Source organism: Methylobacterium fujisawaense (assembly GCF_014138435.1).
In the GTDB taxonomy this organism is placed as follows: Bacteria; Pseudomonadota; Alphaproteobacteria; order Rhizobiales; family Beijerinckiaceae; genus Methylobacterium; species Methylobacterium fujisawaense.
On record NZ_JACJIM010000006.1, the window covers coordinates 296,620 to 321,209 of the forward strand.

Below are 24,590 nucleotides of genomic sequence, written 5' to 3' on the forward strand. Positions count from 1 at the left end.
CCGAAAAGTCCGAGGGCCGTGGCCAGACGGCCACGACGGCGCGGGGCCGGTCGAGGGGCCGGGGGCAACACCCGGCGGGCCGGCTGGGGGGTGCATTCCCCCGATCCCCGCGCCGCCGGCCCGGGGCCGGCCAGCCTACACGGCGCGGTTGTCGATCAGCCGGGTCCGGCCCAGAAAGGCGGCGGCGAGCACGCGGGCCGGGCCGTCGACCCGTTCCACCGGCGCCAGGGTCCGGGCGTCGCAGACCGCGAGATACTGGACCCGGAACCCCGCCGCCTCCAGCGCCGCCCGCCCGGCGGCGATCCGCCCGGCCACGGGGGTGCCGTTGCGGGAGGCCGCCGCGATCTCACCCAGGACCGCCTGAAGCTTCGGGGCGACGGCACGCTCCTCGGCCGAGAGGTAGCGGTTGCGCGACGACAGCGCGAGGCCGTCGGGCTCCCGCACGGTCGGCACGCCGTGGATCTCCACCGCGAGGTCGAGATCCGCCACGGCCTGCTGGATCACCCGAAGCTGCTGGAAATCCTTCTCGCCGAACAGGGCGACGTCCGGGCGGACTTGGTTGAGGAGCTTGGTCACCACCGTGGCGACGCCGGCGAAATGGCCGGGCCGGAACGGGCCGCACAGGCCCTCGGTCAGGCCTGCGACCTCGATCCGGGTGGCGAAGCCCGGCGGGTACATGGTCTCCACCCCGGGCGTCCAGGCGGCATCCGCGCCGGCCTGCGCGAGCAGGGCCAGGTCGGTCTCCAGGTCGCGGGGATAGCGGGAGAAATCCTCGTTCGGGCCGAACTGGGTCGGATTGACGAAGATGCTCGCCACCGTCCGGCGGCCGATCCGCCGCGCCTCGGCCACGAGGGCGAGATGCCCTTCGTGCAGGGCCCCCATGGTCGGGATCAGGACGACGCGCTCACCCGCCGCGCGCCACGCGGCGACGCATCGGCGCAGGGCTGCGAGATCACGGAAGGGCTGAAGGGTCGGCTCGGGCACGGGACGGGCTCCGGAGGAGGGCAGGGCCGGTCTAGAGCATGATGCGGAGCGGTGGAATCCGGCACTCCGATCCGCCTGCGTGAACACGGGCCTGGATCTGCCGTGGCGACGCGGTCTCCGGAATGGCGCGTGTTTCGGCGTCAGGGGCAGTAGGGCAGGAGGGAGCGGCCGAAGGGATCGTCCACGCCGGGCGGCGGCGTGAAGCCGTAATAGCTCGGATGCCCCAGGCCGTACTCGGAGCCGACATAGCTCGGATCGTCCGGCGCGTTGGTCGGCACCGGCACCCGGCGGGGCGTGCAGCCCACCGGCACGGGACGGGACCGGACGGCGTAGACCGGGCGGCGATCGAGCCCGTCGTTGCGCGGGAAGAAGCGCGGGCTGGCCCCCACACCCGTCTCGGCGGTTCCACGGATGTCGAGATCCGCCCCGCGGGCCGATCCCGCGAGCAGCAGGACGAATCCGAGCGCCGTCATCGCCCTTCGTCCCGTCTTCCGCATGCCGTACCCGTCTCCGCCGGAAGGCGGCACCGTGGGGCGGCAGGGTAAACGGATGATTACCGCGCGCTCACGTGAGCGGCACAACGAGGGCCTTCAGGGCGCCGACGAGATCGCCTTCGGTCAGGCGGATCTGCAAGCCCCGACCGCCCCCGTTCACGTGGATCTCGGCCGCCGGGTCGGTCAGCGATCCGGCATCGATCGCCGTCGGGACGGGCCGCTTCTGCCCCAGGGGACTGATGCCGCCGACATGGTAGCCGGTCAGCCGCTCGGCATCGGCGGGCTTGAGCATGGCCGCCGCCTTGCCCGAGAAGGCGGCGGCGACCCGCTTCATCGACACCTCCTTGTCGGAGGCCACGAGCAGGCAGATCGTCCGTCCGTCCACGGCCGCCATCAGGGTCTTCAGGATCCGTCCGGGCGCGACCCCGAGCGCCTCCGCGGCCTGCAGGCCGATGCGCGGGGCGTCCGGATCGTACGCATAGACGTGGAGGCTGTGGCGGATCCCGGCCTTGTCCAGGGCGAGCGTCGCGCGGGTGGTCTTGGCGGGGGTCTTCATGGGTCGTCCGGTCAAGCTGCCTGTGCTCGCGCGGCGATGAGCCGGCCGATTTCCGCGTAGGCCGCCGCGTAGGTCTCCGCGGACGCCGTCGAGCCGGTGACGTAGACCGCCACGACCACCGGTGCACGCCCCGGCGGCCGCAGGATCGCGATGTCGTTGACCGAGCCGTTGTCGCCGCTGCCTGTCTTGTCGCCCACGATCCAGTCGGGCGGCAGCCCAGCCCGCAGGCGCTTGCGCCCGGTCTCGCAGGCGATCATCCAGGCTTCCAGCCGGCCGCGCGACGCCGGCGACAGGACGGTGCCCAGGAGGATCCGGCCCAGGCTCGCCCGCATGGCGTCCGGCGTGGTCGTGTCGCGCGGGTCATCGGGGAGCGCCGTGTTGAGGGTGGGCTCCGTCCGGTCGAGGCGGGTGACGGGGTCACCGGTGTCGCGCAGCCATGCGGTCAGCGCCTCGGGGCCGCCGAGGCTCGCCAGGAGCAGATTGGCGGCGCTGTTGTCGCTCCACACGATCGCGGCCGCGCAGAGATCCGAGACGGTCATCTGCCCTGTCCCGGCACCGGTCTCCAGGGCCTTCCGGGTCACCGGCGCGTAGCTCAGGAGGTCGCCGGGACCGTAGGCGACGATCCGGTCGAGGGTCTCGCGGCCGGTATCGACCCGCGCCAGCACCGCCGCCACCGCCAGCACCTTGAAGGTGCTGCACATGGGAAAGCGCGCGTCCGCGCGATAGGCGGCGAGGACGCGGTCCGCCGTGGCGGCCGCGATGCCGAGGCGACCGTCGAGCCGCCGCTCGAGGGCGCCCCAGTCCGGCTCAGCCTCGGCGGCCCGCAGGGGCAGGGCGAAGGGCGCGGCGAGCAGGCCGAGGCTGACGGTGCGGCGGGTCGTGACGAGCATGGCGCATCCGGGTTCGAGGGCGCGACACCGCAACCCGGCGCGGCACCGCGACGCCGGAATGGTATAGGGCACCTGCGCCTGTTTCACGTGAAACTCTGCCCCTCCGCACGACCCTGCCGGATCATGACCCAAGCCGAGACCCTCTTCGCACCGGCCAGCGGCTTCGGCCGCGCGGCCGTCGCGGTGATCCGCATCAGCGGCCCGGCCGCGCGCGACGTGCTCGTTGCCCTTTGCGGGAGCCTGCCGCCACCCCGCCGGCTGTCCCTGCGAAGCCTGCGCGATCCGGCCGACGGCACCGAACTCGATCGGGCTCTGGTGGCCTGGTTTCCGGGGCCGGACACGTATAGCGGCGAGGACATGGCCGAGCTGCACCTCCATGGCGGTGCGGCGGTGCGAATGGGCGTTCTCGCCACGCTTGCCCGGTTTCCCGGGTGCCGCGCGGCCGAGCCCGGCGCCTTCACCCGTCGGGCGGTCCTCAACGGCCGGATGGATCTCGCCGCGGCCGAAGCCGTCGCCGATCTGATCGATGCCGAGACCGAGGGCCAGCGCCGGCAGGCCCTCCGTCAGCTCGACGGCGCCCTCAGCCGGCAAGTGGCCGCGTGGCGTGCGGAAGCGGTCGATTGCCTCGCCGCCGCGGAGGCGGCGCTGGATTTCGCCGACGAGGGCGACGTAGACGATGCCGGGCTCGACGCCGCCTTGTTCGGCCGCGCCGCGCGGCTTCGCGACGCGATCGCCGGGACCCTGCGCGACGGGCAGAGGGGCGAGCGCCTCCGCGAGGGCTTCACGGTGGTGCTGGCCGGGGCACCCAACAGCGGCAAGTCGACCCTGCTCAATGCCCTCAGCCGACGGGACGTGGCGATCGTCTCGGACCGTCCGGGAACGACCCGCGACGCCATCGAGGTGCGGCTCGATCTCGGCGGCCTGCCCGTCCTGCTGGTCGACACGGCCGGGCTCCGGGAGACCGCGGAGCCGATCGAGGCGGAGGGGATCGTGCGGACGCGGGCGCGGATCGACAGCGCCGATCTGGTGATCGCCCTGGTGCCCCCCGACGGGGCGGTTCCGGAGCTCGGGCCGACCCGCACGCCGATCCTGACGGTCCGCACGAAGGCCGATCTGTTTGCCGGCTCAGAAACGGAACGGGAGTCGGACGGTCCGGCCGTTTCGGCCCGCACGGGCGCCGGAATGGCCCCGTTGCTGGATGCCATCCAGGCTGCGGCCGAATGCGGTCTCGGCACCGGCGATGCGCTGATCACCCGGGCCCGGCACAGGGCGGCGCTCGAAGCCTGCGTGGGCCATCTCGACCGCCTGCTCGAAGGCACGGGCGGATTGCCGGAGCTCGCCGCGGAGGATCTGCGTCTCGCTGTCCGGGCGCTGGGCGAGGTCGCGGGTCATGTCGGCGTCGAGGATGTGCTCGACCGCCTATTCAGCGGCTTCTGCATCGGAAAGTAGTTCTATAGCCGGCAACTCAACGCGGCATTCGGCGCGTCTTTCGGGTTCCGACGCCGGTCGTGCCGGGCCGGGACGGAGCTTATCGGCGGATGCGGCGCGCCTACTGGGGGATCCGCAGGATCCGGGGCCGCCAGATCCCGAGCGCGACATTCGCGGTCGCGACCGCCAGCAGCACCCAGAGGGTCCCGCGTTCGCCGGGGAGCGACACGGCCAGCACGGCGGGATCGACGAGGCCGGCCAGCGCCCGGGCGCTCTGCTCCGCCTCCTGCTTCATCGGTCCCTGCACGTAGACCAGGCCGCCCTCGAACATCAGGACCCCGGTGGCGAGCTTGAGCCATGCCCAGCCGGCGTTCAGAAAGGCGCGGTTCAGGGCCATCGCCAGCAGGCCGGACATCAGCGTCACCGCCAGGGCGGGCAGGAAGATCCAGGTGGCCACGGCCCCCATTGCGCCCCGCATCGCCGCGTATCCCGCCAGGGCGGATGGCGCGGGCGCGAGGCTCAGCATGACCACCAGGGACGCCATCGCCCCCAGCAGCCCGGCGGATCCCATCGTGTGGAGGAACTTCAGCAGGCGTCGCACGGCATCTCACCCGGGGCCGTTTCGGCGCAGCCTAGCGTGGGGCCTCCCGGGGGGATAGCGGCGCGCCGGTCGCACCGCACCGGGACGGGGTCCGTCCGCGCCCGTCAGCTCCGCAGGCCCGGCGCCTCCTGGCCGGTGCGGGCCACGTATTCGGTGTAGCCGCCGCCATACTGGTGGATGCCCTCCGGGGTCACCTCCAGCACCCGGTTCGAGAGTGCGGCCAGGAAGTGCCGGTCGTGGGAGACGAACAGCATCGTCCCCTCGTAGTTGGCCAGCGCCTCGATCAGCATCTCCTTGGTGCCCATGTCCAGGTGGTTGGTCGGCTCGTCGAGCACCAGGAAGTTCGGCGGATCGTAGAGCATCAGCGCCATGACCAGCCGGGCCTTCTCGCCCCCCGAGAGAACCCGGCAGCGCTTCTCGACATCGTCCCCCGAGAAGCCGAAGCAGCCGGCCAGCGCCCGCAGCGAGCCCTGTCCGGCCTGCGGGAAGGCCTCCTCCAGGGTCTGGAACACGGTGCGGTCGCCGTCGAGCAGGTCCATGGCGTGCTGGGCGAAGTAGCCGAGCTTGACGCTGCCGCCCACCGTGACCGAGCCGTCATCCGGTGCGGTGGTGCCGGTCACGAGCTTCAGGAGCGTCGACTTGCCGGCGCCGTTGATGCCCATCACGCACCAGCGCTCGCGGCGGCGCACCGAGAAGTCGAGGCCCTCGTAGATCGTGCGGCTGCCGTAGCGCTTGTGCACGCCTTTGAGCATCACGACGTCGTCGCCCGAGCGCGGCGCCGGCTGGAATTCGAAGGCCACCGATTGCCGCCGCCGGGGCGGCTCCACGCGCTCGATCTTGTCGAGCTTCTTCACCCGGCTCTGCACCTGGGCGGCGTGGGAGGCCCGGGCCTTGAACCGCTCGATGAAGGCGATCTCCTTGGCCAGCATGGCCTGCTGGCGCTCGAACTGCGCCTGCTGCTGCGCCTCGTTCAACTTCCGCTGGCCTTCGTAGAAAGCGAAGTCGCCCGAGAAGGTGGTGAGCGCGCCGCCGTCGATCTCGATGACCTTGGTGACGATGCGGTTCATGAACTCGCGGTCGTGCGAGGTCATCAACAGGGCGCCGTCATAGGCCTTCAGGAAGGATTCGAGCCAGATCAGGCTCTCGAGGTCGAGGTGGTTGGACGGCTCGTCGAGGAGCATCACGTCCGGGCGCATCAGCAGGATGCGGGCCAGCGCGACGCGCATCTTCCAGCCGCCCGAGAGGGCGCCGACATCCCCGTCCATCATCTCCTGGCTGAAGCTGAGGCCGTCGAGCACCTCCCGTGCGCGGCCCTCCAGGGCGTAGCCGTCGAGCTCCTCGAACCGGGCCTGGACCTCGCCGTAGCGCTCGATCAGGGCGTCCATCTCGTCGGCGCGGTCCGGGTCGGCGAGGGCCGCGCCGAGCTCGGCGAGCTCGGCCGCCACCGCGCTCACTGGGCCGGCGCCGTCCATCACCTCGGTGACGACGCTGCGGCCGGACATCTCGCCGACATCCTGGCTGAAATAGCCGATCGTGATGCCCCGGTCGGCGGCGACCTGCCCCTCGTCGGGCTGCTCCTGGCCGATGATCATCCGGAACAGGGTGGTCTTGCCGGCCCCGTTCGGGCCGACCAGCCCGACCTTCTCGCCCCGCTGCAGGGCGGCCGAGGCCTCGATGAAGACGAGCTGCCGCCCGTTCTGCTTGGTGATCTTGTCCAGGCGAATCATGAAGTGCGGGCGCGGTGTCCGGGAATGAGGCTCCGGGGCGCTTACGGCATCGATCGAGACGGCGCAAAGACGGGCGCGGCCGCGGGGCCCTGCATGGCGCGCAACCGTGACCGTCATCCGGTCGCCGGACGGCTTTTCTGCCCGATTCCGCGAGCTAAGTCGTTTCCCTGCCGCTCCAGCCGCCGCTCCGGCGTATGGTGCCGGGCTTGGCCGTGGCGGACGCCTTTGAGGACGATGATGTTTTGCGGTTGGTGGACGACGAGCCTCGACATGGCCATGCTCGGCCTGGAGGCTCAGGGCGTGATCGCCCAGCGGATGGCGATGTTCGCCCTCGGGGGGCCGGCCGCGCAGGTCGAGGCGCAGCTCATGGTGACCGAGAAGATGCTGGCCGCCGGCGAGGCGGCTCTGATGCTCGCCGCGGGGGCCTCGAACGGCAAGGTGATCCGCAGCTACCGGCGGAAGGTCCAGGCCAATGCCCGGCGCCTGAGCCGGGGGTGAGGCGGAGTGCGCGTCTCCCTCCCCCGCGAAGAGGGGAGGGAGGACGTATGTCAGGTCCGGACGAGGCTCTCCGCCCCGCCGCACATCTCAGTTGTTCGCCGTCCGGAACGTGTCGCAGGCCTTGGTCTGGCCGCTCTTGTAGCCGGCCTTGAACCAGCGCTGGCGCTGGGCCGAGGAGCCGTGGGTGAAGGAATCCGGCACCACGTAGCCCTTCGAGCGCTGCTGCAGGGCGTCGTCGCCGATCTGGGCGGCGGCGTTCAGGGCCTCGTCGATGTCGCCCTGCTCCAGCTCGGCGTACTTGTCGTTGGAGTTCTTGGCCCAGACGCCGGCGAGGCAGTCGGCCATCAGCTCGATCCGCACCGAGAGGGCGTTCGCCTCGGTCTTGCTGGACGCCTGCTGCTGGCGCGCCTGGACCTTGCCGAGGATGCCGAGCACGTCCTGGACGTGGTGGCCGACCTCGTGGGCGATGACGTAGGCGTAGGCGAAATCGCCCTTCACGCCGAACTTCGAGGCCATCTCCTTGAAGAAGCCCGTGTCGAGATAGACCTTCTTGTCGAGGGGGCAGTAGAACGGGCCCATCGCCGCCTGGGCCGAGCCGCAGCCCGAGCGGGTGCCGCCGGTATACAGCACCAGGGTCGTCGGCGTGTACTGCTTGCCGGTCTGCTGCGGCAGGATCTGGCTCCAGACGTCCTCGGTGTTGCCGAGGATCTTCGAGGCGAACCGGCCGCTCTCGTCCGTCGGCGCCTGCCGCCGCTTGGCCTGGGTCTGCGGATCGACCTGCTGCTCCTGCTGGCCGCGCCCGCCGCCGATCCGCTCGGCGCCGCCGATCAGGATCGCCGGGTTGATACCGGTGAAATAGCTGATGATCAGCAGCACCACGATGGTGCCGATGCCGAGCCCGCCGGCGCCGCCGCCGGGAAAGCCCATGCCGCCACCGCCGCCGCCCTCGCCCCGGCGATCCTCGACGTTGTCGGAGCTGCGTAGATCTTCCCAGCGCATGGTTGGGTCCCGCCATCAATGCTGCGCCGGCCGCCTCGGGCAGCCCACGGTTTGCTATGCGTCGCTATGTCCGGCCGACGGTGGACCAGCGGCGGGAACGAAGCTCTAATGGCGGGAGGGGAGACCCGGTTCCGCCCACGTGGTCAAGCTTTCCCGTCGAGAAGGGCACGCAGGGATCGGAAATCCCGCCATGCGAGACGCTTCTGCACCGGCTGGCGCAGCAGGAAGGCCGGGTGGAGGGTGGCGAGCAGCTTCACCTCGCGGTTGGGCAGCTTGTAGGGGAACAGTCGGCCGCGGGTCCGCAGGATGCCATCCTTCGTGCCGGTCAGCGTCTGGGTCGCGGGCGCACCGAGGCAGACGATGAGGTCCGGATCGACCAGCTCGATCTGGCGCTCCACGAAGGGCCGGCACACCGCCACCTCCTGGGGCGTCGGGTTGCGGTTGCCCGGCGGGCGCCAAGGCACGATGTTGGCGACGTAGGCGCTGGTCCGGTCGAGCCCGATCGCCTTCATCATCTTGTCGAGGAGCTGGCCCGAGCGGCCCATGAACGGCTTGCCGATCCGGTCCTCGTCGGCGCCGGGCGCCTCGCCGAGAAACATCACCCGCGCCTCGGGATTGCCGTCGGCGAAGACGAGGTTCTTGGCGGTGAAGCGCAGCGGGCAGGCGTCGAAATCGGCGAGGATCCGCTCCAGCTCGTCCAGGGTCTTCGCCTGCCGCGCCCGGGCGCGGGCGTCGCTCGCGGCTTCGTCGGGCTGGGCGCTGGCGGCGCGGCCGAAGGTCCGCGACGGCGCGGCGGGCGGCGGCGAACCGGGGGGCGGCACGAGGCTGCCGGCGGTCGGGCCGGCGGTCTGGCCGACGGGCGGGTCGGGGGCCCGGCGCGGTGCGCGCAGGGTCGGCGCCGGCGCATCCGCCTCGCTGAACCGGTCGTGCGGCCGCTCGTCCAGAACCGCGTCGGCACCGGCCTCCACGTGGAAGTCGAGATAGGCGATCAGATCGGCTTGCGCGTCGTTGGGGCTCGGCATGGAGAGGAGCATGTGGGAACGCCGCGGCCTGTGGACAACTCTCGAAACCCGCCGGCCGGGCAAGGTCTTGCGTGACGGAACAGCGCGATTCCGCGGGCCCCGCCCCCCCCTGCCGTCTGACCGGCATGCCGGGTTGCGGACGGGGTGGGATCGTCCGGCACCCGTCACATGTACCGCCCCGTGCGGCAAAGGGAACTTTGCCTTAAGCCGGATCTTCGGCAACTTGCCTTTCCAGCTTGGAATCGCTTGAGACGGCAGCAGGGATGCCGGCCCACCGCGGATCGGGGGCTGGAAGAAGACTGGAAGAAGAAAAGGAGAGGCGAGGATGGCGCTGCCCGAACGCGAGAGCATGGATTTCGACGTGGTCGTGGTGGGCGCCGGCCCGGCCGGCCTCGCCACCGCGATCCGCCTGAAGCAGCGCGCCGCCGAGATCGGCGAGGAGATCAGCGTCGTCGTCGTCGAGAAGGGCTCCGAGGTCGGCGCCCATATCCTCTCGGGCGCGGTGATCGACCCGATCGGCCTCGACCGGCTCCTGCCCGAATGGCGCCAGGACCCGGAGCGGCCGCTCAAGACGGAAGTTCAGCGCGACGAGTTCATGATGCTCACCAAGAACAGCGGCATCACCCTGCCGAACCTGTTCTTCCCCAAGCTCATGTCGAACCACGGCAATTTCGTCGGCTCGCTCTCGAACGTCTGCAAGTACCTGGGCGCGCAGGCCGAGGCGCTCGGCGTCGAGATCTATCCGGGCTTCCCGGCCTCCGAGGTGCTGTTCGACGACAAGGGCGCGGTGGCGGGCATCGCCACGGGCGATCTCGGGATCGGCAAGTCCGGCGCGCCGCGCGAGGACTACACCCGCGGCATGGAGCTGCGCGCCAAGTACACGGTGTTCGGCGAGGGCGCCCGGGGCAACCTGACCAAGGGTCTGATCCAGCGCTTCTCGCTCAACCGGCACAGCGACCACTTCAAGTACGGGCTCGGCGTGAAGGAGCTCTGGCAGCTCGCGCCGGGCAAGTTCGAGCCCGGGCTCGTGCGCCACACCATGGGCTGGCCGCTGCCCAACAAGGCCGGCGGCGGCTCCTGGCTCTACCATTTCGACGACAACCTGCTCTCGGTCGGCTTCGTCACGCACCTGAACTACGAGAACCCGACCCTGTCGCCGTTCGAGGAGTTCCAGCGCTTCAAGACCCACCCGCTGATCGCCGAGACCTTCGAGGGCGCCAAGCGCATCGGCTACGGCGCGCGCGCCATCATGGAGGGCGGCTGGCAATCGGTGCCGAAGCTGGTCTTCCCCGGCGGCTGCCTGGTCGGCTGCTCGGCGGGCTTCGTCAACGTGCCGCGGATCAAGGGCTCGCACAACGCGGTGCTCTCCGGGATGCAGGCGGCCGACGCCATCGCGGACGCCCTGAAGGCGGGCCGCGCCGGGGACGAGCTCACCGCCTACGAGGCCGGCTGGCGCGACAGCCCGATCGGGCAGGACCTGAAGGCGGTGCGCAACGTCAAGCCGCTCTGGTCCAAGTACGGCACGCTGGTGGGCGTCGGCCTCGGCGGGATCGACATGTGGGCGACGAGCATCTTCGGCGCCTCGCCGTTCGGCACGCTCAAGCACGGCAAGCCCGACCACGCCTGCCTCAAGCCGCTCTCCGAGGTGACGCCGATCGTCTACCCGAAGCCCGACGGCAAGCTGACCTTCGACCGGCTCTCCTCGGTCTACCTGTCGAACACCAACCACGAGGAGGACCAGCCGCCGCACCTCAAGGTCCGCGACTTGGAGCTGCAGAAGCGCTCCGAGCACGACGTCTATGGCGGGCCGTCCGGCCGCTACTGCCCGGCGGGCGTCTACGAGTGGGTGGCGGATTCCGCCGCGAGCGACGGGGTGCGCTACCAGATCAACGCGCAGAACTGCGTCCACTGCAAGACCTGCGACATCAAGGATCCGAACCAGAACATCGACTGGGTGACCCCGGAGGGGCCCGGCGGGCCGAACTACCCGAACATGTGAGGCGCCCGGACCGGGCTGGGAGGACGCGGCGTCATCCTTTCGCCTTGCGGGGCTGGCGGGATGGGTTCAGTGTCCCCAGCGTTTTTTCGGGGATGCCCCGCCATTCTCGCGCCCGGCCCCTGACGGGCCGGCGCCCAGGAGCCGCGATCGGTTCATGATGATCACACGCGCCCGCCGGAGCGTCTCGGCGCTCGCCCTTCTGCTCGCCGCCGGGCTGCCGCAGACCGTGCTGGCCGCGCAGCCGAGGGAATCGACCCCGGTGCTCGACTACGAGCCCGCGGATTCGCTGGAGGGCAACTTCCTCTCCGCCTACATCGCGGGCGCGTCCCGGGACACGGCGGCGGCGGCGACCTTCTACCGCGAGGCGGTCAAGGCCGATCCGCGCAACGCCGAGCTGGTCGAGCGCGCCTTCATCTCGCTGCTCGCCGACGGCGCCCTGCCGGACGCGTTCCGCACCGCCGAGAAGCTCATCGCCCGCGATCCCACCAACGGGCTCGCCAACCTCTCGCTGGGGGTGCGCCAGATCAAGGCGGGCCAATGGGCCGCCGCCCGCCAGAACTTCTCGCGCAGCGGCCGCGGGGCGGCCACCGACCTGACCGCGACGCTGCTCACCGCCTGGTCGTATGCCGGCGCGGGTGACGGCAAGAAGGCGCTGGAGACGGTCAACAAGCTCCGGGGCGAGCGCTACTACAACACCTTCCGCGACTACCATGCCGGCCTGATCGCCTCGGTGACCGGCGACAACGCCGAGGCCGAGCGGCGCCTCAAGGCCGCCTACGAGGCCGACCGCAACACCCTGCGCATCGTCGACGCCTATGCCCGGATGGAGGCGAGCCTCGGCCGCACCGATCTGGCGATCCAGGCCTATTCCGACTTCGACCAGCTCTCGCCCCGCCACCCGCTGGTGCGCGACGCCCTCGACAAGCTCAAGGAGGGCAAGCCGCTGACGCGGCTGATCGGCACCGCCCAGGAGGGCGCAGCCGAGGTGCTGTACGGGCTGGGCTCCGCGGGCTCGACGCAGGGCGACGAACTGCCCGCCGTGATCTACCTGCGGCTGGCGCTCTACCTCGCCCCCGACCACGCCCTCGCCCGGCTGACGCTGGCCGACACGCTGGACCGGATGAAGCAGCCCGAGCGGGCCAACGAGGCCTACGCGCAGATCCCGGCCGCCTCCCCGCTCAAGCTCAACGCCGACATCCAGATCGGCCTGAACCTGGAGCAGATGGGCAAGGGCGACGAGGCCCTGGCCCATCTCGACGCGGCGATGAAGGCCCATCCGGACGACATCGACGTCATCACGGCGCTGGGCAACGTGCAGCGCGCCCGCAAGAAATACGAGGAGGCGGCCGCCACCTACACCCGGGCCATCGGCCTGATCGGCGACCGGCCGCAGGCCAATTACTGGACGACCTACTATTTCCGCGGCACCGCCTACGAGCGCGCCAAGCAGTGGCCGAAGGCCGAGGCCGACCTGAAGAAGGCCCTGTCGCTGGTGCCGGCCAACCAGCCGGCCGCCAAGGCGCAGGTGATGAACTATCTCGGCTATTCCTGGGTCGATCAGAACGTCAACATCGACGAGGCGTTCAAGCTGCTGCAGCAGGCCGCCGATGCGAGCCCCCGGGACGGGATGATCGTCGACAGCCTCGGCTGGGCCTATTACCGCCTCGGCCGTTGGGACGATGCGGTGCGCGAGCTGGAGAAGGCGGTCGAGCTGAAGCCCGGCGATCCGACCATCAACGACCACCTGGGCGACGCCTACTGGCGTTCGGGCCGGCGCCTCGAGGGCAAGTTCCAGTGGCAGCACGCCAAGGATCTGAACCCCGAGCCGGACGACCTCACGCAGATCAACGCGAAGCTGAAGGACGGGCTGCCCGACATCGAGAAGCCGACCGCCACCGCCGAGACCGTGCCGGCCCCGGTCGCCGCCCCGCACAACGCCGAGAACCCGGAATTGCCGAAGGGCGCCCCCCAGCCGCACGAGGCGCCGGGCGCCGCCGACAAGGCCAAGAAGTCGGGGGGCTAGCGCCCCTCTCCCGATCCGGCGCGCTGGCGGTCCGCACCTCGTTCGTCACGGCGGTGCGGCGGCCGGCGCCGCCCGCAGCCGACGCTCGGGCGCGCCGTCCGGAAGATCCGCAAGGCGGCTTCGGGCCGCAAGGGCAAGATCTTCGGCCTCCGGGCATGAGCCTGCGCCCGTTCAGGCTCCCGGTGCCTGCGTAAGATCGCCGGTATTCTGCACCCGACATCCCGTCGCGCCGTCCTGCAAAGCGCAAAGACGAACGGGATTCTCTTGGGGACCGTAGCTCAAGAGGCCTAATTGCCTGACGATCCGGGCCCGCTAGGCTCGCGCCTCCGCAACCTGTCGGAGTGGATCGTGAAAGCGCTGAAGCCGGTCTGGATCCTGCTGGCCCTCGCCTGTGCGGCATCCGGAATCCCGGCCGATCCTGCGAGCGCGCAGGACACGGTGTCCGGGCCGGCTGCGTCCATCCTGGAGGCCGTTCCCGTCTCGAACGCGCCGCTCGGCGGCTTTCCCTACTTCGCGCTCCCCGACGGCTACCAGCCGCTGAACCCGCCCGAGACCCGCGCTTTCGGGCATTTCCTGTTCTGGACCGGCACGGCGCTCCACGAGGTCGAGGGCAAGGTCTTCCTGTCCCTCATCGGCACCAAGGACGGCAAGACCTACGCATCCTATGAGCTGAAGAAGAATATCGAGGCCGTGCTGACACAGGCCGGCGGCCGGAAGATCGCCGACAGCAGGATCCCCGCCACCCTCACGGAGACGCTGCCCGAGGACATCCGGATCGGGATGTATGAGGGCCTGGGCAATGTCTACAACGAGCCGGTGCAGACCTGGGTGATCCGCCGGCCGGACCGGCAGATCTGGGTCCATTTCGTGCCCGGCAGCAACAACGCGGCCTGGACCATCCTGGAGACCAAGCCGTTTCTCCAGACCGCCGCCCTCCTGCCCGCCGAGCAGCTGAAGCAGGACCTCGACACGACGGGAAAGGCGGTGATCCAGGTCAACTTCGCCACCGACAGGACCGAGATCCTGCCGGCCTCCGCCCCGCAGATCGACGCGGTGGCGGGCCTGCTGCGGACGAATCCCGGCCTGCGGCTCGCGATCAACGGCCATACCGACGAGACCGGAGCCGCCGCGCACAACCAGGCCTTGTCCGACGGCCGTGCCAAGTCGGTCATGGCGAAGCTCGTCGCCGCCGGCGTCGCGAGGGATCGGCTGAAGGCCAGGGGCTTCGGGGCGTCCAGCCCGGTCGCCGCCAACGACAGCGCGGAGGGACGGGCGAAGAACCGGCGCGTCGAGCTGGTCAGGTTCTGAGGGCAGAGGCGCCGATGGCAGGCCTCGACCGGGCGTCTCGCTGGTCCGGACCCGCTCCGTGCGTCGGAGCTGGGGACGTCGGGGGCGACAAGAGTATTTTGTCCGCCATATCATAAAAATCGACGCGCATTTTCCCGGGCTTTGACGCACAGTGCGCAGCCGTTCGCGGGCGGCCAAGCCGCAGCCCGCACGGCAGGAGATTCGCACGGCAAGAGCCGGCGGGCGGGCATCGCGCCCGCGAGTCAGGGAGGAAGGCCCATGCCGTCAGATATCGAGATCGCCCGCGCCGCGACCCTGAAGCCGATCGCGCAGGTCGCCGAGAAGCTCGGCATCCCGGATGACGCGCTCCACAATTACGGCAAGCACATCGCCAAGATCGACCACGGCTACATCGCCGGGCTGGAGAGCCGGAAGCCCGGCAAGCTCGTGCTGGTCACGGCGATCTCCCCGACGCCCGCGGGCGAGGGCAAGACCACCACCACGGTGGGCCTGGGCGACGCCCTGAACCGCATCGGCGAGAAGACCATGATCTGCCTGCGCGAGCCGTCGCTCGGGCCGTGCTTCGGCATGAAGGGCGGCGCCGCCGGCGGCGGCAAGGCCCAGGTCGTGCCGATGGAGCAGATCAACCTGCACTTCACCGGCGACTTCCACGCCATCACGTCGGCCCACAGCCTCGCGGCCGCGCTGATCGACAACCACGTCTACTGGGCGAACGAGCTCAACATCGACGTGCGCCGCATCCACTGGCGCCGCGTCGTCGACATGAACGACCGGGCTTTGCGCCAGATCACCCAGTCGCTCGGCGGCGTCGCCAACGGCTTCCCCCGGGAGGACGGGTTCGACATCACGGTGGCCTCCGAGGTGATGGCGGTGTTCTGCCTCGCCAAGGACCTCGCCGACCTGGAGGAGCGCCTCGGCCGGATCGTGATCGCCGAGACCCGCGACCGCAAGCTCGTCACCCTCAAGGACGTGAAGGCCACCGGCGCCATGACGGTGCTGCTCAAGGACGCCCTGCAGCCCAACCTCGTGCAGACGCTCGAGGGCAACCCGGCGCTGATCCATGGCGGCCCCTTCGCCAACATCGCCCATGGTTGCAACTCGGTGATCGCCACACGGGCCGGCCTTCGGCTCGCCGACTACACGGTGACGGAGGCCGGGTTCGGCGCCGATCTCGGCGCCGAGAAGTTCCTCGACATCAAGTGCCGGCAGGCGGGGCTGACCCCCTCGGCCGTGGTGGTGGTGGCGACCATCCGCGCCCTCAAGATGCATGGCGGCGTCGACAAGAAGAACCTCGGGGCCGAGAACATCGACGCCCTGGAGAAGGGCTTCGCCAACCTCGCCCGGCACGTGACCAACCTGCGCGGCTTCGGCCTGCCGGTGGTGGTCGGCGTCAACCACTTCTACGCCGACACCGATGCCGAGCACGCCAAGCTCAAGGAACTGTGCCGCGAGCGGCTCGACGTCGAGGCGATCACCTGCCGCCACTGGGCGGAGGGCGGGGCCGGGGCCGAGGAGCTGGCCCGCGCGGTGGTGAAGCTCTCCGAGGCCGAGCCGGCGCCGATCCGCCACGCCTACGAGACGGAGAGCCGCCTCTCCGACAAGATCCGGGCGATCGCCACCAAGCTGTACGGGGCCGCCGACATCCAGATCGAGACGAAGGCTCAGGCCAAGCTCGCCACCTTCGAGAAGGACGGCTACGGAAACCTGCCGATCTGCATGGCCAAGACCCAGTACTCGTTCTCCACCGACCCGACCCTGATGGGCGCCCCCGAGGGCCACATCGTGGGCGTGCGCGACGTCCGGCTCTCGGCCGGCGCCGGCTTCGTGGTGGCGATCTGCGGGGAGATCATGACCATGCCGGGCCTGCCCCGGGTGCCCGCCGCCGACACAATCCGGCTGGACGCCAACGGGCAGATCGACGGGCTGTTCTGAGGATCACGCGCGGGGCGGGTCAGGGCTCGCCCTCTACACCGCTCCGAACAGGTCCACCGCCAGCCGGGAATGCGCCTCGCGCAGCATCCCGGTATCGACCCCGAGCGGCTGGCCGTCGATCACCCGCCAGCGGCCCGCCACCATCACCCGGTCGGCCCGGGTGGCGCCGCACAGGACCAGAGCCGCCAGCGGGTCGTGGGCGCCGGAGAAGCGCAGCTCGTCCAGGGCGAACAGGGCGAGGTCCGCCTCCCGGCCCGGCTCGATCCGGCCGATATCGGTGCGGCCGAGGCAGGCGGCCGAGCCCTCGGTGGCCCAGCGCAGGGCGTCGAGATGCGTCACGGCCTCCGCCCCGTAGGTGAGCCGGTTGATCATCAGGGCGTGGCGCACGCCCTCCATCAGGTTCGAGCTGTCGTTCGAGGCCGAGCCGTCGACGCCGAGGCCCACGGGCGAGCCCGCCGCCTCCAGCTCGCAGGTGCGGCAGCGGCCCGAGGCCAGGGTCATGTTCGAGGTCGGGCAGTGGCAGACGCCGACCCCGGCCTTGCCGAGCCGGGCGACCTCGGCATCGGTGAAGTGGATGCCGTGGGCGAGCCAGACCCGGTCGTTCAGCCAGCCGACCTCCTCGAGGTACTCCACCGGCCGGCAACCGAACATCTGCTGGCAATAGGCGTCCTCGTCCAGCGTCTCGCCGAGATGGGTGTGCAGCCGGCTCCCGTGCCGGGCGGCGAGCGCCGCGCTCTCGCGCATCAGACGCCGGGTCACCGCGAAGGGCGAGCAGGGGGCGAGCGCGACCTGCACCATCGCGCCGGGGGCGGGGTCGTGGAACAGGTTCAGCACCCGCTCGCAATCCGAAAGAATCGTGTCGTCGTCCTGGGTCAGGCTCTCGGGCGGCAGCCCGCCCTCCCGGTCGGACAGGCTCATGGAGCCGCGGGTGATCGCGGCCCGGATCCCGAGGGCCCGGGCCTCCGCGACCTGGACGTCCATCGAATCCTCCAGCCCCTTCGGGAACAGGTAGTGATGGTCGCCCGCCGTGGTGCAGCCCGAGAGCAACAGCTCGGTGAAGGCCACCTGCGTGGCGAGCCGGAACGCCTCCGGGGTGATCCGCCCCCAGACCGTGTAGAGCGCCTTCAGCCAGGGAAAGAGCGGCTTGTTGATCGCCAGCGGGTGGGCGCGGGTCAGCGTCTGGAAGGCGTGGTGATGGGTGTTGATCAGCCCCGGGATGACCACGTGGCGCGAGGCGTCGAAGGTCTCGTCCACGGGCGCGGCGGGTTTCGCGCCCGCCGCCACGCATTCGACGATCCGGGTGCCCGCCACGACGATCCCGCCCCCGGCGCCCTCGGCCAGGATGGCGCGCGGATCGCGGATCCAGAGGCGTCCCGGTCCCGGTTCAGCTGCCTCGTCCATGTCCGTCCGCTCCCGTCGATCGAGGATCCTGCGTAGCGGAGGGGCCGGACCGGCGGCAATCCCGCTTGAGGATCGCCGCCGGCCGGCGCCCCGGCCGGCCCGGTCAGGGTTGACGGGCCCGGGCCGCCTTGAGAAACGTCATGGGGACTGACCTATCACCCGTTGGGAGCGGCCGCGCCGTGACACGGACAGCCCCGCGCGAGGCGATCTTCGCGGCGAAACCCGTCCCGGGCGCCGCGCCGGCCGCCCTCGGCAGCGACGACCTGATCGAGCTTCTGTTCTTCGCCTACCGGGATTTCGTGGGCGATCCCGACCGGATCCTGGCCGCCTACGGCTTCGGCCGGGCCCACCACCGGGTGCTGCACTTCGTCGACCGCTATCCCGGCCTGACCATCGCCGAACTCCTCGACATCCTGCGCATCACCAAGCAGAGCCTGAACCGGGTGCTCAAGGACCTGATCGGGCAGGGCTACGTCGCGCAGAAGCCCGGTTCCAGCGACCGGCGCCAGCGCCTCCTCTACTGCACCGAGGCCGGCGCCCGTCTCGCGGCCGACCTCACGCGGGTCCAGGCCCGCCGCCTCGCCCGGGCGCTCGCGGCGCCGGATGCCCGGGGCTCCCCGGAGGATTTCCTGATGGCGATGATCGAGCCGGAGGACCGCCCGGCGGTCCAGCGCCTGATGGCGCGGCGCGGGGGCGGGAGCGACGGGCGCGTCGCCGGGGAGGAGTGCGCGTGAGCAATGCCGCCCGGGCCGACCTGCCCGACGAGGCGCCCCACGTCCTCGTGGTCGACGACGACCGCCGGCTGCGCGAATTGCTCGCCCGCTACCTCACCGACCAGGGCTTCCGGGTCACCGCAGCGGCGAGCGCCGCGGAGGCCCGGGCCCGGGCCCAGAGCGTCGTGTTCGACGCCATGGTCCTCGACGTGATGATGCCCGGCGAGAACGGCTTCGACTACGCCCGCAGCGTGCGCGAGACGTCGCGGGTGCCGATCCTGATGCTCACCGCCCGCTCCAACCCGAACGACCGGGTGATGGGGCTGGAGATCGGCGCGGACGATTACCTGCCCAAGCCCTTCGAGCCGCGGGAGCTGACGCTGCGGCTCAACAACATCATCAAGCGCAGCGCGCGGCCCCGCGCGGCGGCCGCCGAGGCGGTGACCTTCGGGCCGTTCGCGTTCCGGGTCGACCGGGGCGAGCTGCGCCGGGACGACGAGCTGATCCGCATCACCGAGCGCGAGCGCGAGATCCTGACGATCCTGGCGATGGCGGGCGGCGCCAATGTCGAGCGCGAGCAGCTCGCCGGCCCGGGCGGGGCCGCGGCGGAGCGCACCGTCGACGTGCAGATCAACCGCCTGCGCCGCAAGACCGAGGTCGACCCCGCCAATCCGGTCTTCCTGCAGACCGTGCGGGGCGTCGGCTACCGGCTCGCGGTGGATTGAGCCGGAACCGGGCGGCTCAGACCACCCGCGGCTCGTCGCGCTTCAGCTTGAGGGCCTTGGCGATCCGGGTGGACAGGCTGCCCACGACGGCGAGGGTGGCCGACGGGTCGACCAGAGGGCGGACGGCCTCCAGCGCCTCCGCGGCGCTGGGCTTCATCACCGCGTAGACCGTGGCGCCGGATGCCGGGCTGGAGCCCTGCACGGTGACGGAGACGAGGAAGGTCGTGTGGCGTCGCCGCAGGCGTCCAGGCATGGCTCAGCATTTGGCATGTCGGCTAACCATCACCAATGCCAGAGTCCCGGAGCCGGCCCGGGAAACGACACGATCCTGGCACGATAACCCGTGCCGGGTCTTTCAGATCAGGGCAAGGTCGATGCCGGGAAGCCGCAGCCCGTCGAGCCGCGTGCTCCAGTGCTGGCCGGAGGCGACCGGAAGCGCGTCCGTCAGCGTGCCGGTTGTGACGACCGTGCCGGCTGCGAGCGGCGGGGCGACCGGATCGTTAGCCAGCGCATCGACCAAGTGCGCGAGGGCGGCGAGCGGTCCCGTCCCGAGGACGCTGCGGCCGCCGCCCCGGTCGGCGACGGCGCCGTCCCGCAGCAGGTCGACGGTGAAGCCCGCGAGGTCGCCGATCCAGGCGCGCCGCGCGGCCGCCGGAACCGGCACCCGCTCGCCCACCACCAGCAACCCGTGCAGCCCGAAGGCCGCCACGGTGTCGGGCGCCGCGAAGCGCCAGCCCGGATAGAGCGACTGCACGATCTCGAAGCCGCTCGCGGCCCAGTCGAGGCAGGCGATCAGCGCCTCGGCATCCATGCCGGGTTCCGGCGCGCGTGCCAGACCGAACACGATCTCCGGCTCGATCCGGGGCTCGACGAAGGCCGCGAGGGGCACCGGTCCGCCCAGGGCGGCCCGGTCGCGCAGGGTCGTGTCGTAGACATGCCCCCAGATCGGCGCCCGGACGCCGTACCGCTCCCACAGGGTCGTGTTGGTGAAGCCGATCTTGTAGCCGACATTCCGCTCGCCGCGCCCGGCACGCAGGCTCCGGATCGCCTCGGCGACCCGGTAGGCCGCCGGCAGGTCGAAGGTCGGATCCCAGCCGGTCAGCGGTGCGATGGGGCGGCGATGCTCGTGCGCGGCCAGGATGGTGCGCGCGTGGGCCGCGGCGGATATCGGCTCGGTCATCGGCAACAGGGTCCAGGCCGACGCGACGTCATCCGCGCCGGGCCGCCTCGATCGCGGCGACGTCGATCTTCCCCATGGTCATCATGGCCGTGAACGCGCGCCGGGCCTCCGCGCCGCCGGCCGCCAGCGCGGCGGTGAGCACGCGTGGCGTGATCTGCCACGCGATGCCCCAGCGATCCTTGCACCAGCCGCAGGCGCTCTCCTGCCCGCCATTGTCGACGATGGCGGTCCAGAGCCGGTCCGTCTCCGCCTGGTCGTCCGTGGCGATCTGGAACGAGAAGGCCTCGCTGTGCCGGAAGGCGGGACCGCCGTTCAGGCCGATGCACGGGATGCCGGCCACCGTGAACGCCACCGTCAGCACGTCCCCCGCCTTGCCCGACGGGTAATCGGCCGGTGCCCGGTAAACCGCGCCCATGGCGCTGTCCGGAAAGGTCGCGACGTAGAATCGGGCGGCCGCCTCGGCCTCCGTGTCGTACCAGAGGCAGATCGTGGCCTTGGGAATTTCGCTCTCGCCGAGCGCGTTCCGGGCGTCCTGATCCTCGGCGACCACGCTGGCCATTGCGGTGCCTCCCTTGCCGTTCCCGTGCCATGCCGACGGGCGGGCCTCGCCGCCGGCCGACAGGGGCCGCGGCACGCCCCCATACAACCATGAGAGGTCGACCCGGCAAAGACCGACACGCGGGACCGGCCGGTCGGGTTGGCCGCACGGATTTGCGTCGCCGCGCGATCGACCGCGCGGGGACCGTTTTGCCCGGCGCCGTGGAGGCCCGGCCGGGACGCGGGCCGATCATCGGCCGCGCGGGGCCCGCGAGCGGCCCCGCCTGGGAGATCCGCTAGGGCCACGCTGCCGACGGTGTCGGTGCGAGCGGGCGTCGCGGCTCAGAGCTTGCTGACGAGCAAGCCCAGACCGAAGCCCGCGAGCCCGGCGACGAGCAAGGAAGCGTGGGGCCAGGCGACGGAGGTCTGGTGACCTTCCCACGCGTAGGCACGGCTCCGGTCATAGGCCTCCGCGGCGTGGTCCGAGATCTCGTCGGCCGCGTGCCGGACCGCGTCCTTGGCCTGACCGTAGAGGTTCTCGGCGGTGCCCTGCGCTTCGCGGAGCCGGCCCTCGATCGCATCGCGGTTCGAACCGGCGAGGTCGCCGACCGAGCTCTGAACCGTGCCGCCGAACGCGCGCGCGGCCCCCGTGATCCTGTCCGTGTCGATCATCGCGCTGCCCTTCACATCCTGTCTCGGGCTGGCATCGGCTGCGGTCTCGCAAGCCAGACGCCCACCCTCTCGCGACGGGTGCAACGGCGGCCTCCTCCAAGCGTTCCAGGCGAGCGGTCCAGTCCAGCGGCTCCAGGCTTCCGCCACGGACCCTGGCCATTCCGGGATGGCGCGCTGTCCCGTCACGGTCGCGCGGAAGGCGATATCGGCTGAGCCGCACGCGACGTTGGCGCGGACGCCTTCAATCGGGACCCTGTGCGGATCGGCGGTTTGGTCGGAGGCGCGGACGTCGCCGCGACGGCGAAGGGCGTCGGAGGCCATCCGGTCGCCCGCGGACGCATCGGTGCCGGCGCCGACACGGTCGGCGAGACCGTCACGGGACTGGCCGGGTCTGGCCAGGACTGTCCGCTGGAACGCCCTCCGGGTCGGCTTGATGGGGGAGGCCCGGATCGACCCCGTGACGCTCAGCCCGGAGGGGGGCTGGCGTCCGGTCGTGGCCATGGACGGCGTCCCACGCGGCGGCATCGCCTTTTTCTCCGACGGCATGTCACATCCCGCGTCGTCCCCTCGTCTTGACGTCGAACGAGCGCCTCAGCGGCACCCCGCCGCGCCGCCCGGTTCACGCAGGAGACGCGCGTCATGAAGATGGTTGTGATCGGCGGGAGCGGGTTGATCGGCAGGCAGTTGACCGCCGAACTCGGCCGCAGGGGACACGAAGCCGTCGCCGCCTCCCCGCGGACGGGCGTCGACGCCCTGACGGGTGAGGGGCTCGCCGAGGTTCTCGTCGGCGCCGAGGTCGTGGTCGACGTCGCGAACGCACCGTCCTTCGAGGATGCGGCGGTGCTCGATTTCTTCGAGCGGTCGAGCCGCAACCTCCTGGCCGCCGCGCGTCGGGCCGGCGTGACGCACCATGTCGCCCTCTCGATCGTCGGCACGGATCGCCTGGACGGGAACGGATACTTCCGGGCGAAGGTCGCGCAGGAGCGGCTGATCGTGGCGTCCGGCCTGCCCTACACGATCGTTCGTGCAACCCAGTTCTTCGAGTTCGTCGCCACGATCACCGCGGCGTCGGTCGTGGGCGATCGCATCGTCGTCCCCGACGCCGATTTCCAGCCCATCGCCGCCGCCGACGTCGCGGCCGCGCTGGCGGAGGTCGCCGTCCACGAGCCCCGCAGCCGGACGATCGAGATCGCCGGACCGGACAGGCTGCCCTTCCGCGACTTCGTCGCCCGATGCGCCGCCGCCGCCGGCGACCGCCGGGCGGTGTCGGCCGACCGCGGCGCACGGTATTTCGGCGCCGCGCTGGAGAAGGGCTCGCTCGTTCCCGAGGACGCTGCCGCGGCGCGCCTCGGATCCACGCGCTTCGCGACCTGGCTCGCGACCGTCTGACGGCCTCCCTCACCACGCTGGACGAACCCCCATGGTCAAAGCACTCATCCTCTCCGCTTGCCTGGCCGGCTTCGCGCTCCCGGTCGGGGCGGCGGAGCTGCGGGCCGGCGAGGCCCGCGTCACGACGATCTTCGACCACCCCCTGCCGGGCATCCCCGGCAAGAGTCTGCGCGGCGTCCTCGTCGCGTACGGGCCGGGCGGGTCCTCCCCCGCCCACAGGCATGCGCGCTCCGCCTTCATCACCGCGACGGTGATCGAGGGCGCGATCCGCAGCCGCATCAACGACGGGCCTGAGCAGATCTTCCGGGTCGGCGAGAGCTTCGTGGAGCAGCCGGGCGACCACCACGCCGTGAGCGCCAATGCCAGCGCCACGGAGCCGTCCCGCCTTCTCGCGGTGTTCGTCGTCGACACGGACGACCGCGACCTGACCGTGCCGGACCGGCGGTGACACTCCCTCCGGCCGCGTGCGAGGATCCCCGGGTCTCGCCATCGCTCCGCAGACAGATCCCATGCCGCCGACCGACACGCAGACCGACGCGGCGACCGCCACCTTCGAGGCCCATCGTCCGCGCCTCCTGCGCATCGCCTACCGCATGCTCGGCTCCCGCAGCGAGGCCGAGGACATGGTGCAGGACACGTGGCTGCGCTGGATCGCGGCGGATCGGGGCGCGGTCGCGGCCCCGTATCCGTTTCTGGCCCGCATCGTGACCCGGCTCTGCCTCGACCAGATGAAGTCGGCCCGCGCCCGCCGGGAGACCTATGTCGGCGCCTGGCTGCCGGAGCCCCTGGTCGAGACGGGGGAGGACGGCGTGGACGAGGACGATCTCACGCTGACGCTGATGATGGCGCTGGAACGCCTCTCGCCCCTCGAGCGCGCAGCCTTCCTGCTCCACGACGTGTTCGGCATCCCGCTCGGCGAGGTGGCGGACACGCTTGATCGGGAGGCGGCCGCCGTGCGTCAGCTCGCGGTGCGCGCCCGCCGGAACGTGCAGTCCGCACGGCCGCGCTTTCCCGTGGCGCGGGAGGAGGGCGAGCGGATCGCCCACGCCTTCTTCGCGGCCTCCGCCAGCGGGGACATCGCGACCCTGCGCACGCTGCTCGCGGAGGACGTGGTGCTCTGCTCGGACGGCGGCGGCAAGGTCCTGGCCTTTCCCAACCCCATCGTCGGGTCGGAGCGCCTGCTCCGTCTCTTCGCGGGCGTCCGGCGCAAATGGGGGCCCGAGCGGGCCGCGCTGGTCGCGCCGGTCTGGATCGACGGATTGCCGGGATACATCAGCCGGGAACGCGGCGATCTCCTCCAGACGACCGCGCTCGCCATCGAGAACGGTCGGATCACCGCCCTCTACATCACCCGCAACCCCGACAAGCTCCGCCATGTGCTCCGTCAGGTCCTGCCGCCTGTGGCGGGCGCAGCCGGCACCGGGCCGCATGCGGAGCCGCAACCGCGCGGATCCGGGGAGCGGCGCCCGGGAGGGGCGGTTCCTTGACCGCATCGCCGAGAGCGGCCGCGCA

24 protein-coding genes are annotated in these 24,590 nt (G+C 71.4%); 11 read left to right on the forward strand and 13 right to left on the reverse strand.

Annotation, left to right across the window (positions count from 1 at the left end):
- Window positions 1–135: 135 nt before the first annotated feature.
- From panC to bla, 4 genes are all read right to left on the reverse strand, one after another.
- Window positions 136–984: a pantoate--beta-alanine ligase gene (panC, locus tag GGQ91_RS20075; protein WP_043356904.1), complete on the reverse strand. Its 849-nt coding sequence runs from the start codon at window positions 982–984 to the stop codon at window positions 136–138.
- Between the two features lie 140 nt (window positions 985–1,124).
- Window positions 1,125–1,481 (reverse strand): hypothetical protein, encoded by a 357-nt coding sequence (locus GGQ91_RS20080; protein ID WP_043356906.1) that lies wholly within the window; start codon window positions 1,479–1,481, stop codon window positions 1,125–1,127.
- Window positions 1,482–1,548: 67 nt separating this feature from the next.
- Window positions 1,549–2,034: a YbaK/EbsC family protein gene (locus GGQ91_RS20085; RefSeq protein WP_043356908.1), complete on the reverse strand. Its 486-nt coding sequence runs from the start codon at window positions 2,032–2,034 to the stop codon at window positions 1,549–1,551.
- Between the two features lie 11 nt (window positions 2,035–2,045).
- The gene (gene bla, locus GGQ91_RS20090) at window positions 2,046–2,924 is read right to left on the reverse strand and encodes a class A beta-lactamase (RefSeq protein WP_182592711.1); all 879 of its coding nucleotides are present in this window, start codon (window positions 2,922–2,924) and stop codon (window positions 2,046–2,048) included.
- Window positions 2,925–3,047: 123 nt separating this feature from the next.
- Here bla and mnmE point away from each other — a divergent pair, with 123 nt between their 5' ends.
- Window positions 3,048–4,373 carry a tRNA uridine-5-carboxymethylaminomethyl(34) synthesis GTPase MnmE gene (gene mnmE / locus GGQ91_RS20095; RefSeq protein ID WP_182592712.1) on the forward strand — a complete coding sequence of 442 codons (1,326 nt, stop codon included), beginning with the start codon at window positions 3,048–3,050 and terminating at the stop codon, window positions 4,371–4,373.
- Between the two features lie 100 nt (window positions 4,374–4,473).
- On the opposite strand, the gene GGQ91_RS20100 is transcribed toward mnmE, so the two are convergent.
- Together GGQ91_RS20100 and GGQ91_RS20105 are read right to left on the reverse strand one after the other, a co-directional pair.
- Window positions 4,474–4,953 carry a hypothetical protein gene (locus GGQ91_RS20100; protein ID WP_043356918.1) on the reverse strand — a complete coding sequence of 160 codons (480 nt, stop codon included), beginning with the start codon at window positions 4,951–4,953 and terminating at the stop codon, window positions 4,474–4,476.
- A 104-nt stretch (window positions 4,954–5,057) separates the two neighbouring features.
- Window positions 5,058–6,680 carry an ABC-F family ATP-binding cassette domain-containing protein gene (locus GGQ91_RS20105; protein ID WP_111473581.1) on the reverse strand — a complete coding sequence of 541 codons (1,623 nt, stop codon included), beginning with the start codon at window positions 6,678–6,680 and terminating at the stop codon, window positions 5,058–5,060.
- Window positions 6,681–6,917: 237 nt separating this feature from the next.
- Between GGQ91_RS20105 and GGQ91_RS20110 the strand changes: the two genes are divergently transcribed.
- Window positions 6,918–7,178, forward strand: coding sequence for a hypothetical protein (locus tag GGQ91_RS20110; protein ID WP_043384142.1), 261 nt, complete (start codon window positions 6,918–6,920; stop codon window positions 7,176–7,178).
- An 87-nt stretch (window positions 7,179–7,265) separates the two neighbouring features.
- Here GGQ91_RS20110 and ypfJ read toward each other — a convergent pair whose 3' ends face one another.
- Together ypfJ and GGQ91_RS20120 are read right to left on the reverse strand one after the other, a co-directional pair.
- The gene (gene ypfJ, locus GGQ91_RS20115) at window positions 7,266–8,177 is read right to left on the reverse strand and encodes a KPN_02809 family neutral zinc metallopeptidase (protein ID WP_043384038.1); all 912 of its coding nucleotides are present in this window, start codon (window positions 8,175–8,177) and stop codon (window positions 7,266–7,268) included.
- A 143-nt stretch (window positions 8,178–8,320) separates the two neighbouring features.
- The gene (locus GGQ91_RS20120) at window positions 8,321–9,211 is read right to left on the reverse strand and encodes a uracil-DNA glycosylase (protein ID WP_182592713.1); all 891 of its coding nucleotides are present in this window, start codon (window positions 9,209–9,211) and stop codon (window positions 8,321–8,323) included.
- Window positions 9,212–9,524: 313 nt separating this feature from the next.
- Here GGQ91_RS20120 and GGQ91_RS20125 point away from each other — a divergent pair, with 313 nt between their 5' ends.
- The 4 genes from GGQ91_RS20125 to GGQ91_RS20140 all read left to right on the forward strand — a co-directional run bounded on the left by GGQ91_RS20125 (window position 9,525) and on the right by GGQ91_RS20140 (window position 16,461).
- Window positions 9,525–11,198, forward strand: a complete 1,674-nt coding sequence (locus GGQ91_RS20125; protein ID WP_043353371.1) for an electron transfer flavoprotein-ubiquinone oxidoreductase — start codon at window positions 9,525–9,527, stop codon at window positions 11,196–11,198.
- Between the two features lie 154 nt (window positions 11,199–11,352).
- Window positions 11,353–13,221, forward strand: a complete 1,869-nt coding sequence (locus GGQ91_RS20130) for a tetratricopeptide repeat protein (protein WP_043384035.1) — start codon at window positions 11,353–11,355, stop codon at window positions 13,219–13,221.
- Window positions 13,222–13,569: 348 nt separating this feature from the next.
- Window positions 13,570–14,529 (forward strand): OmpA family protein, encoded by a 960-nt coding sequence (locus tag GGQ91_RS20135; RefSeq protein WP_182592714.1) that lies wholly within the window; start codon window positions 13,570–13,572, stop codon window positions 14,527–14,529.
- Window positions 14,530–14,787: 258 nt separating this feature from the next.
- On the forward strand, window positions 14,788–16,461 hold the full coding sequence (locus GGQ91_RS20140; protein WP_043384032.1) for a formate--tetrahydrofolate ligase: 1,674 nt from the start codon (window positions 14,788–14,790) through the stop codon (window positions 16,459–16,461).
- Between the two features lie 33 nt (window positions 16,462–16,494).
- Here the strand turns inward: GGQ91_RS20140 and GGQ91_RS20145 are convergent, their stop codons facing one another.
- Window positions 16,495–17,862, reverse strand: a complete 1,368-nt coding sequence (locus tag GGQ91_RS20145) for an 8-oxoguanine deaminase (RefSeq protein ID WP_182592715.1) — start codon at window positions 17,860–17,862, stop codon at window positions 16,495–16,497.
- A 140-nt stretch (window positions 17,863–18,002) separates the two neighbouring features.
- Here GGQ91_RS20145 and GGQ91_RS20150 point away from each other — a divergent pair, with 140 nt between their 5' ends.
- The gene (locus GGQ91_RS20150; protein WP_210274645.1) at window positions 18,003–18,596 is read left to right on the forward strand and encodes a MarR family winged helix-turn-helix transcriptional regulator; all 594 of its coding nucleotides are present in this window, start codon (window positions 18,003–18,005) and stop codon (window positions 18,594–18,596) included.
- Window positions 18,593–19,300 carry a response regulator gene (locus GGQ91_RS20155; protein ID WP_043353334.1) on the forward strand — a complete coding sequence of 236 codons (708 nt, stop codon included), beginning with the start codon at window positions 18,593–18,595 and terminating at the stop codon, window positions 19,298–19,300. The genes GGQ91_RS20150 and GGQ91_RS20155 overlap by 4 nt, the downstream gene beginning before the upstream one ends.
- A 16-nt stretch (window positions 19,301–19,316) precedes the next feature.
- Here the strand turns inward: GGQ91_RS20155 and GGQ91_RS20160 are convergent, their stop codons facing one another.
- The 4 genes from GGQ91_RS20160 to GGQ91_RS20175 form a co-directional block, all read right to left on the reverse strand.
- Window positions 19,317–19,553, reverse strand: coding sequence for a hypothetical protein (locus GGQ91_RS20160; RefSeq protein WP_043353327.1), 237 nt, complete (start codon window positions 19,551–19,553; stop codon window positions 19,317–19,319).
- A gap of 102 nt (window positions 19,554–19,655) precedes the next feature.
- Window positions 19,656–20,480, reverse strand: coding sequence for a 2-keto-4-pentenoate hydratase (locus GGQ91_RS20165; RefSeq protein ID WP_043759451.1), 825 nt, complete (start codon window positions 20,478–20,480; stop codon window positions 19,656–19,658).
- A 28-nt stretch (window positions 20,481–20,508) separates the two neighbouring features.
- Complete coding sequence (locus GGQ91_RS20170; RefSeq protein WP_043384134.1) at window positions 20,509–20,982, reverse strand: VOC family protein; 474 nt, start codon at window positions 20,980–20,982, stop codon at window positions 20,509–20,511.
- A gap of 377 nt (window positions 20,983–21,359) precedes the next feature.
- Window positions 21,360–21,689 (reverse strand): CsbD family protein, encoded by a 330-nt coding sequence (locus GGQ91_RS20175; RefSeq protein ID WP_053609625.1) that lies wholly within the window; start codon window positions 21,687–21,689, stop codon window positions 21,360–21,362.
- Window positions 21,690–22,328: 639 nt separating this feature from the next.
- Here GGQ91_RS20175 and GGQ91_RS20180 point away from each other — a divergent pair.
- The 3 genes from GGQ91_RS20180 (at window position 22,329) to GGQ91_RS20190 (ending at window position 24,565) form a co-directional block, all read left to right on the forward strand.
- The gene (locus GGQ91_RS20180; protein ID WP_182592716.1) at window positions 22,329–23,078 is read left to right on the forward strand and encodes an SDR family oxidoreductase; all 750 of its coding nucleotides are present in this window, start codon (window positions 22,329–22,331) and stop codon (window positions 23,076–23,078) included.
- A 31-nt stretch (window positions 23,079–23,109) separates the two neighbouring features.
- Window positions 23,110–23,526: a cupin domain-containing protein gene (locus GGQ91_RS20185; protein WP_043384020.1), complete on the forward strand. Its 417-nt coding sequence runs from the start codon at window positions 23,110–23,112 to the stop codon at window positions 23,524–23,526.
- Window positions 23,527–23,587: 61 nt separating this feature from the next.
- Window positions 23,588–24,565 (forward strand): sigma-70 family RNA polymerase sigma factor, encoded by a 978-nt coding sequence (locus tag GGQ91_RS20190; protein WP_182592717.1) that lies wholly within the window; start codon window positions 23,588–23,590, stop codon window positions 24,563–24,565.
- Window positions 24,566–24,590 lie beyond the last annotated feature (25 nt).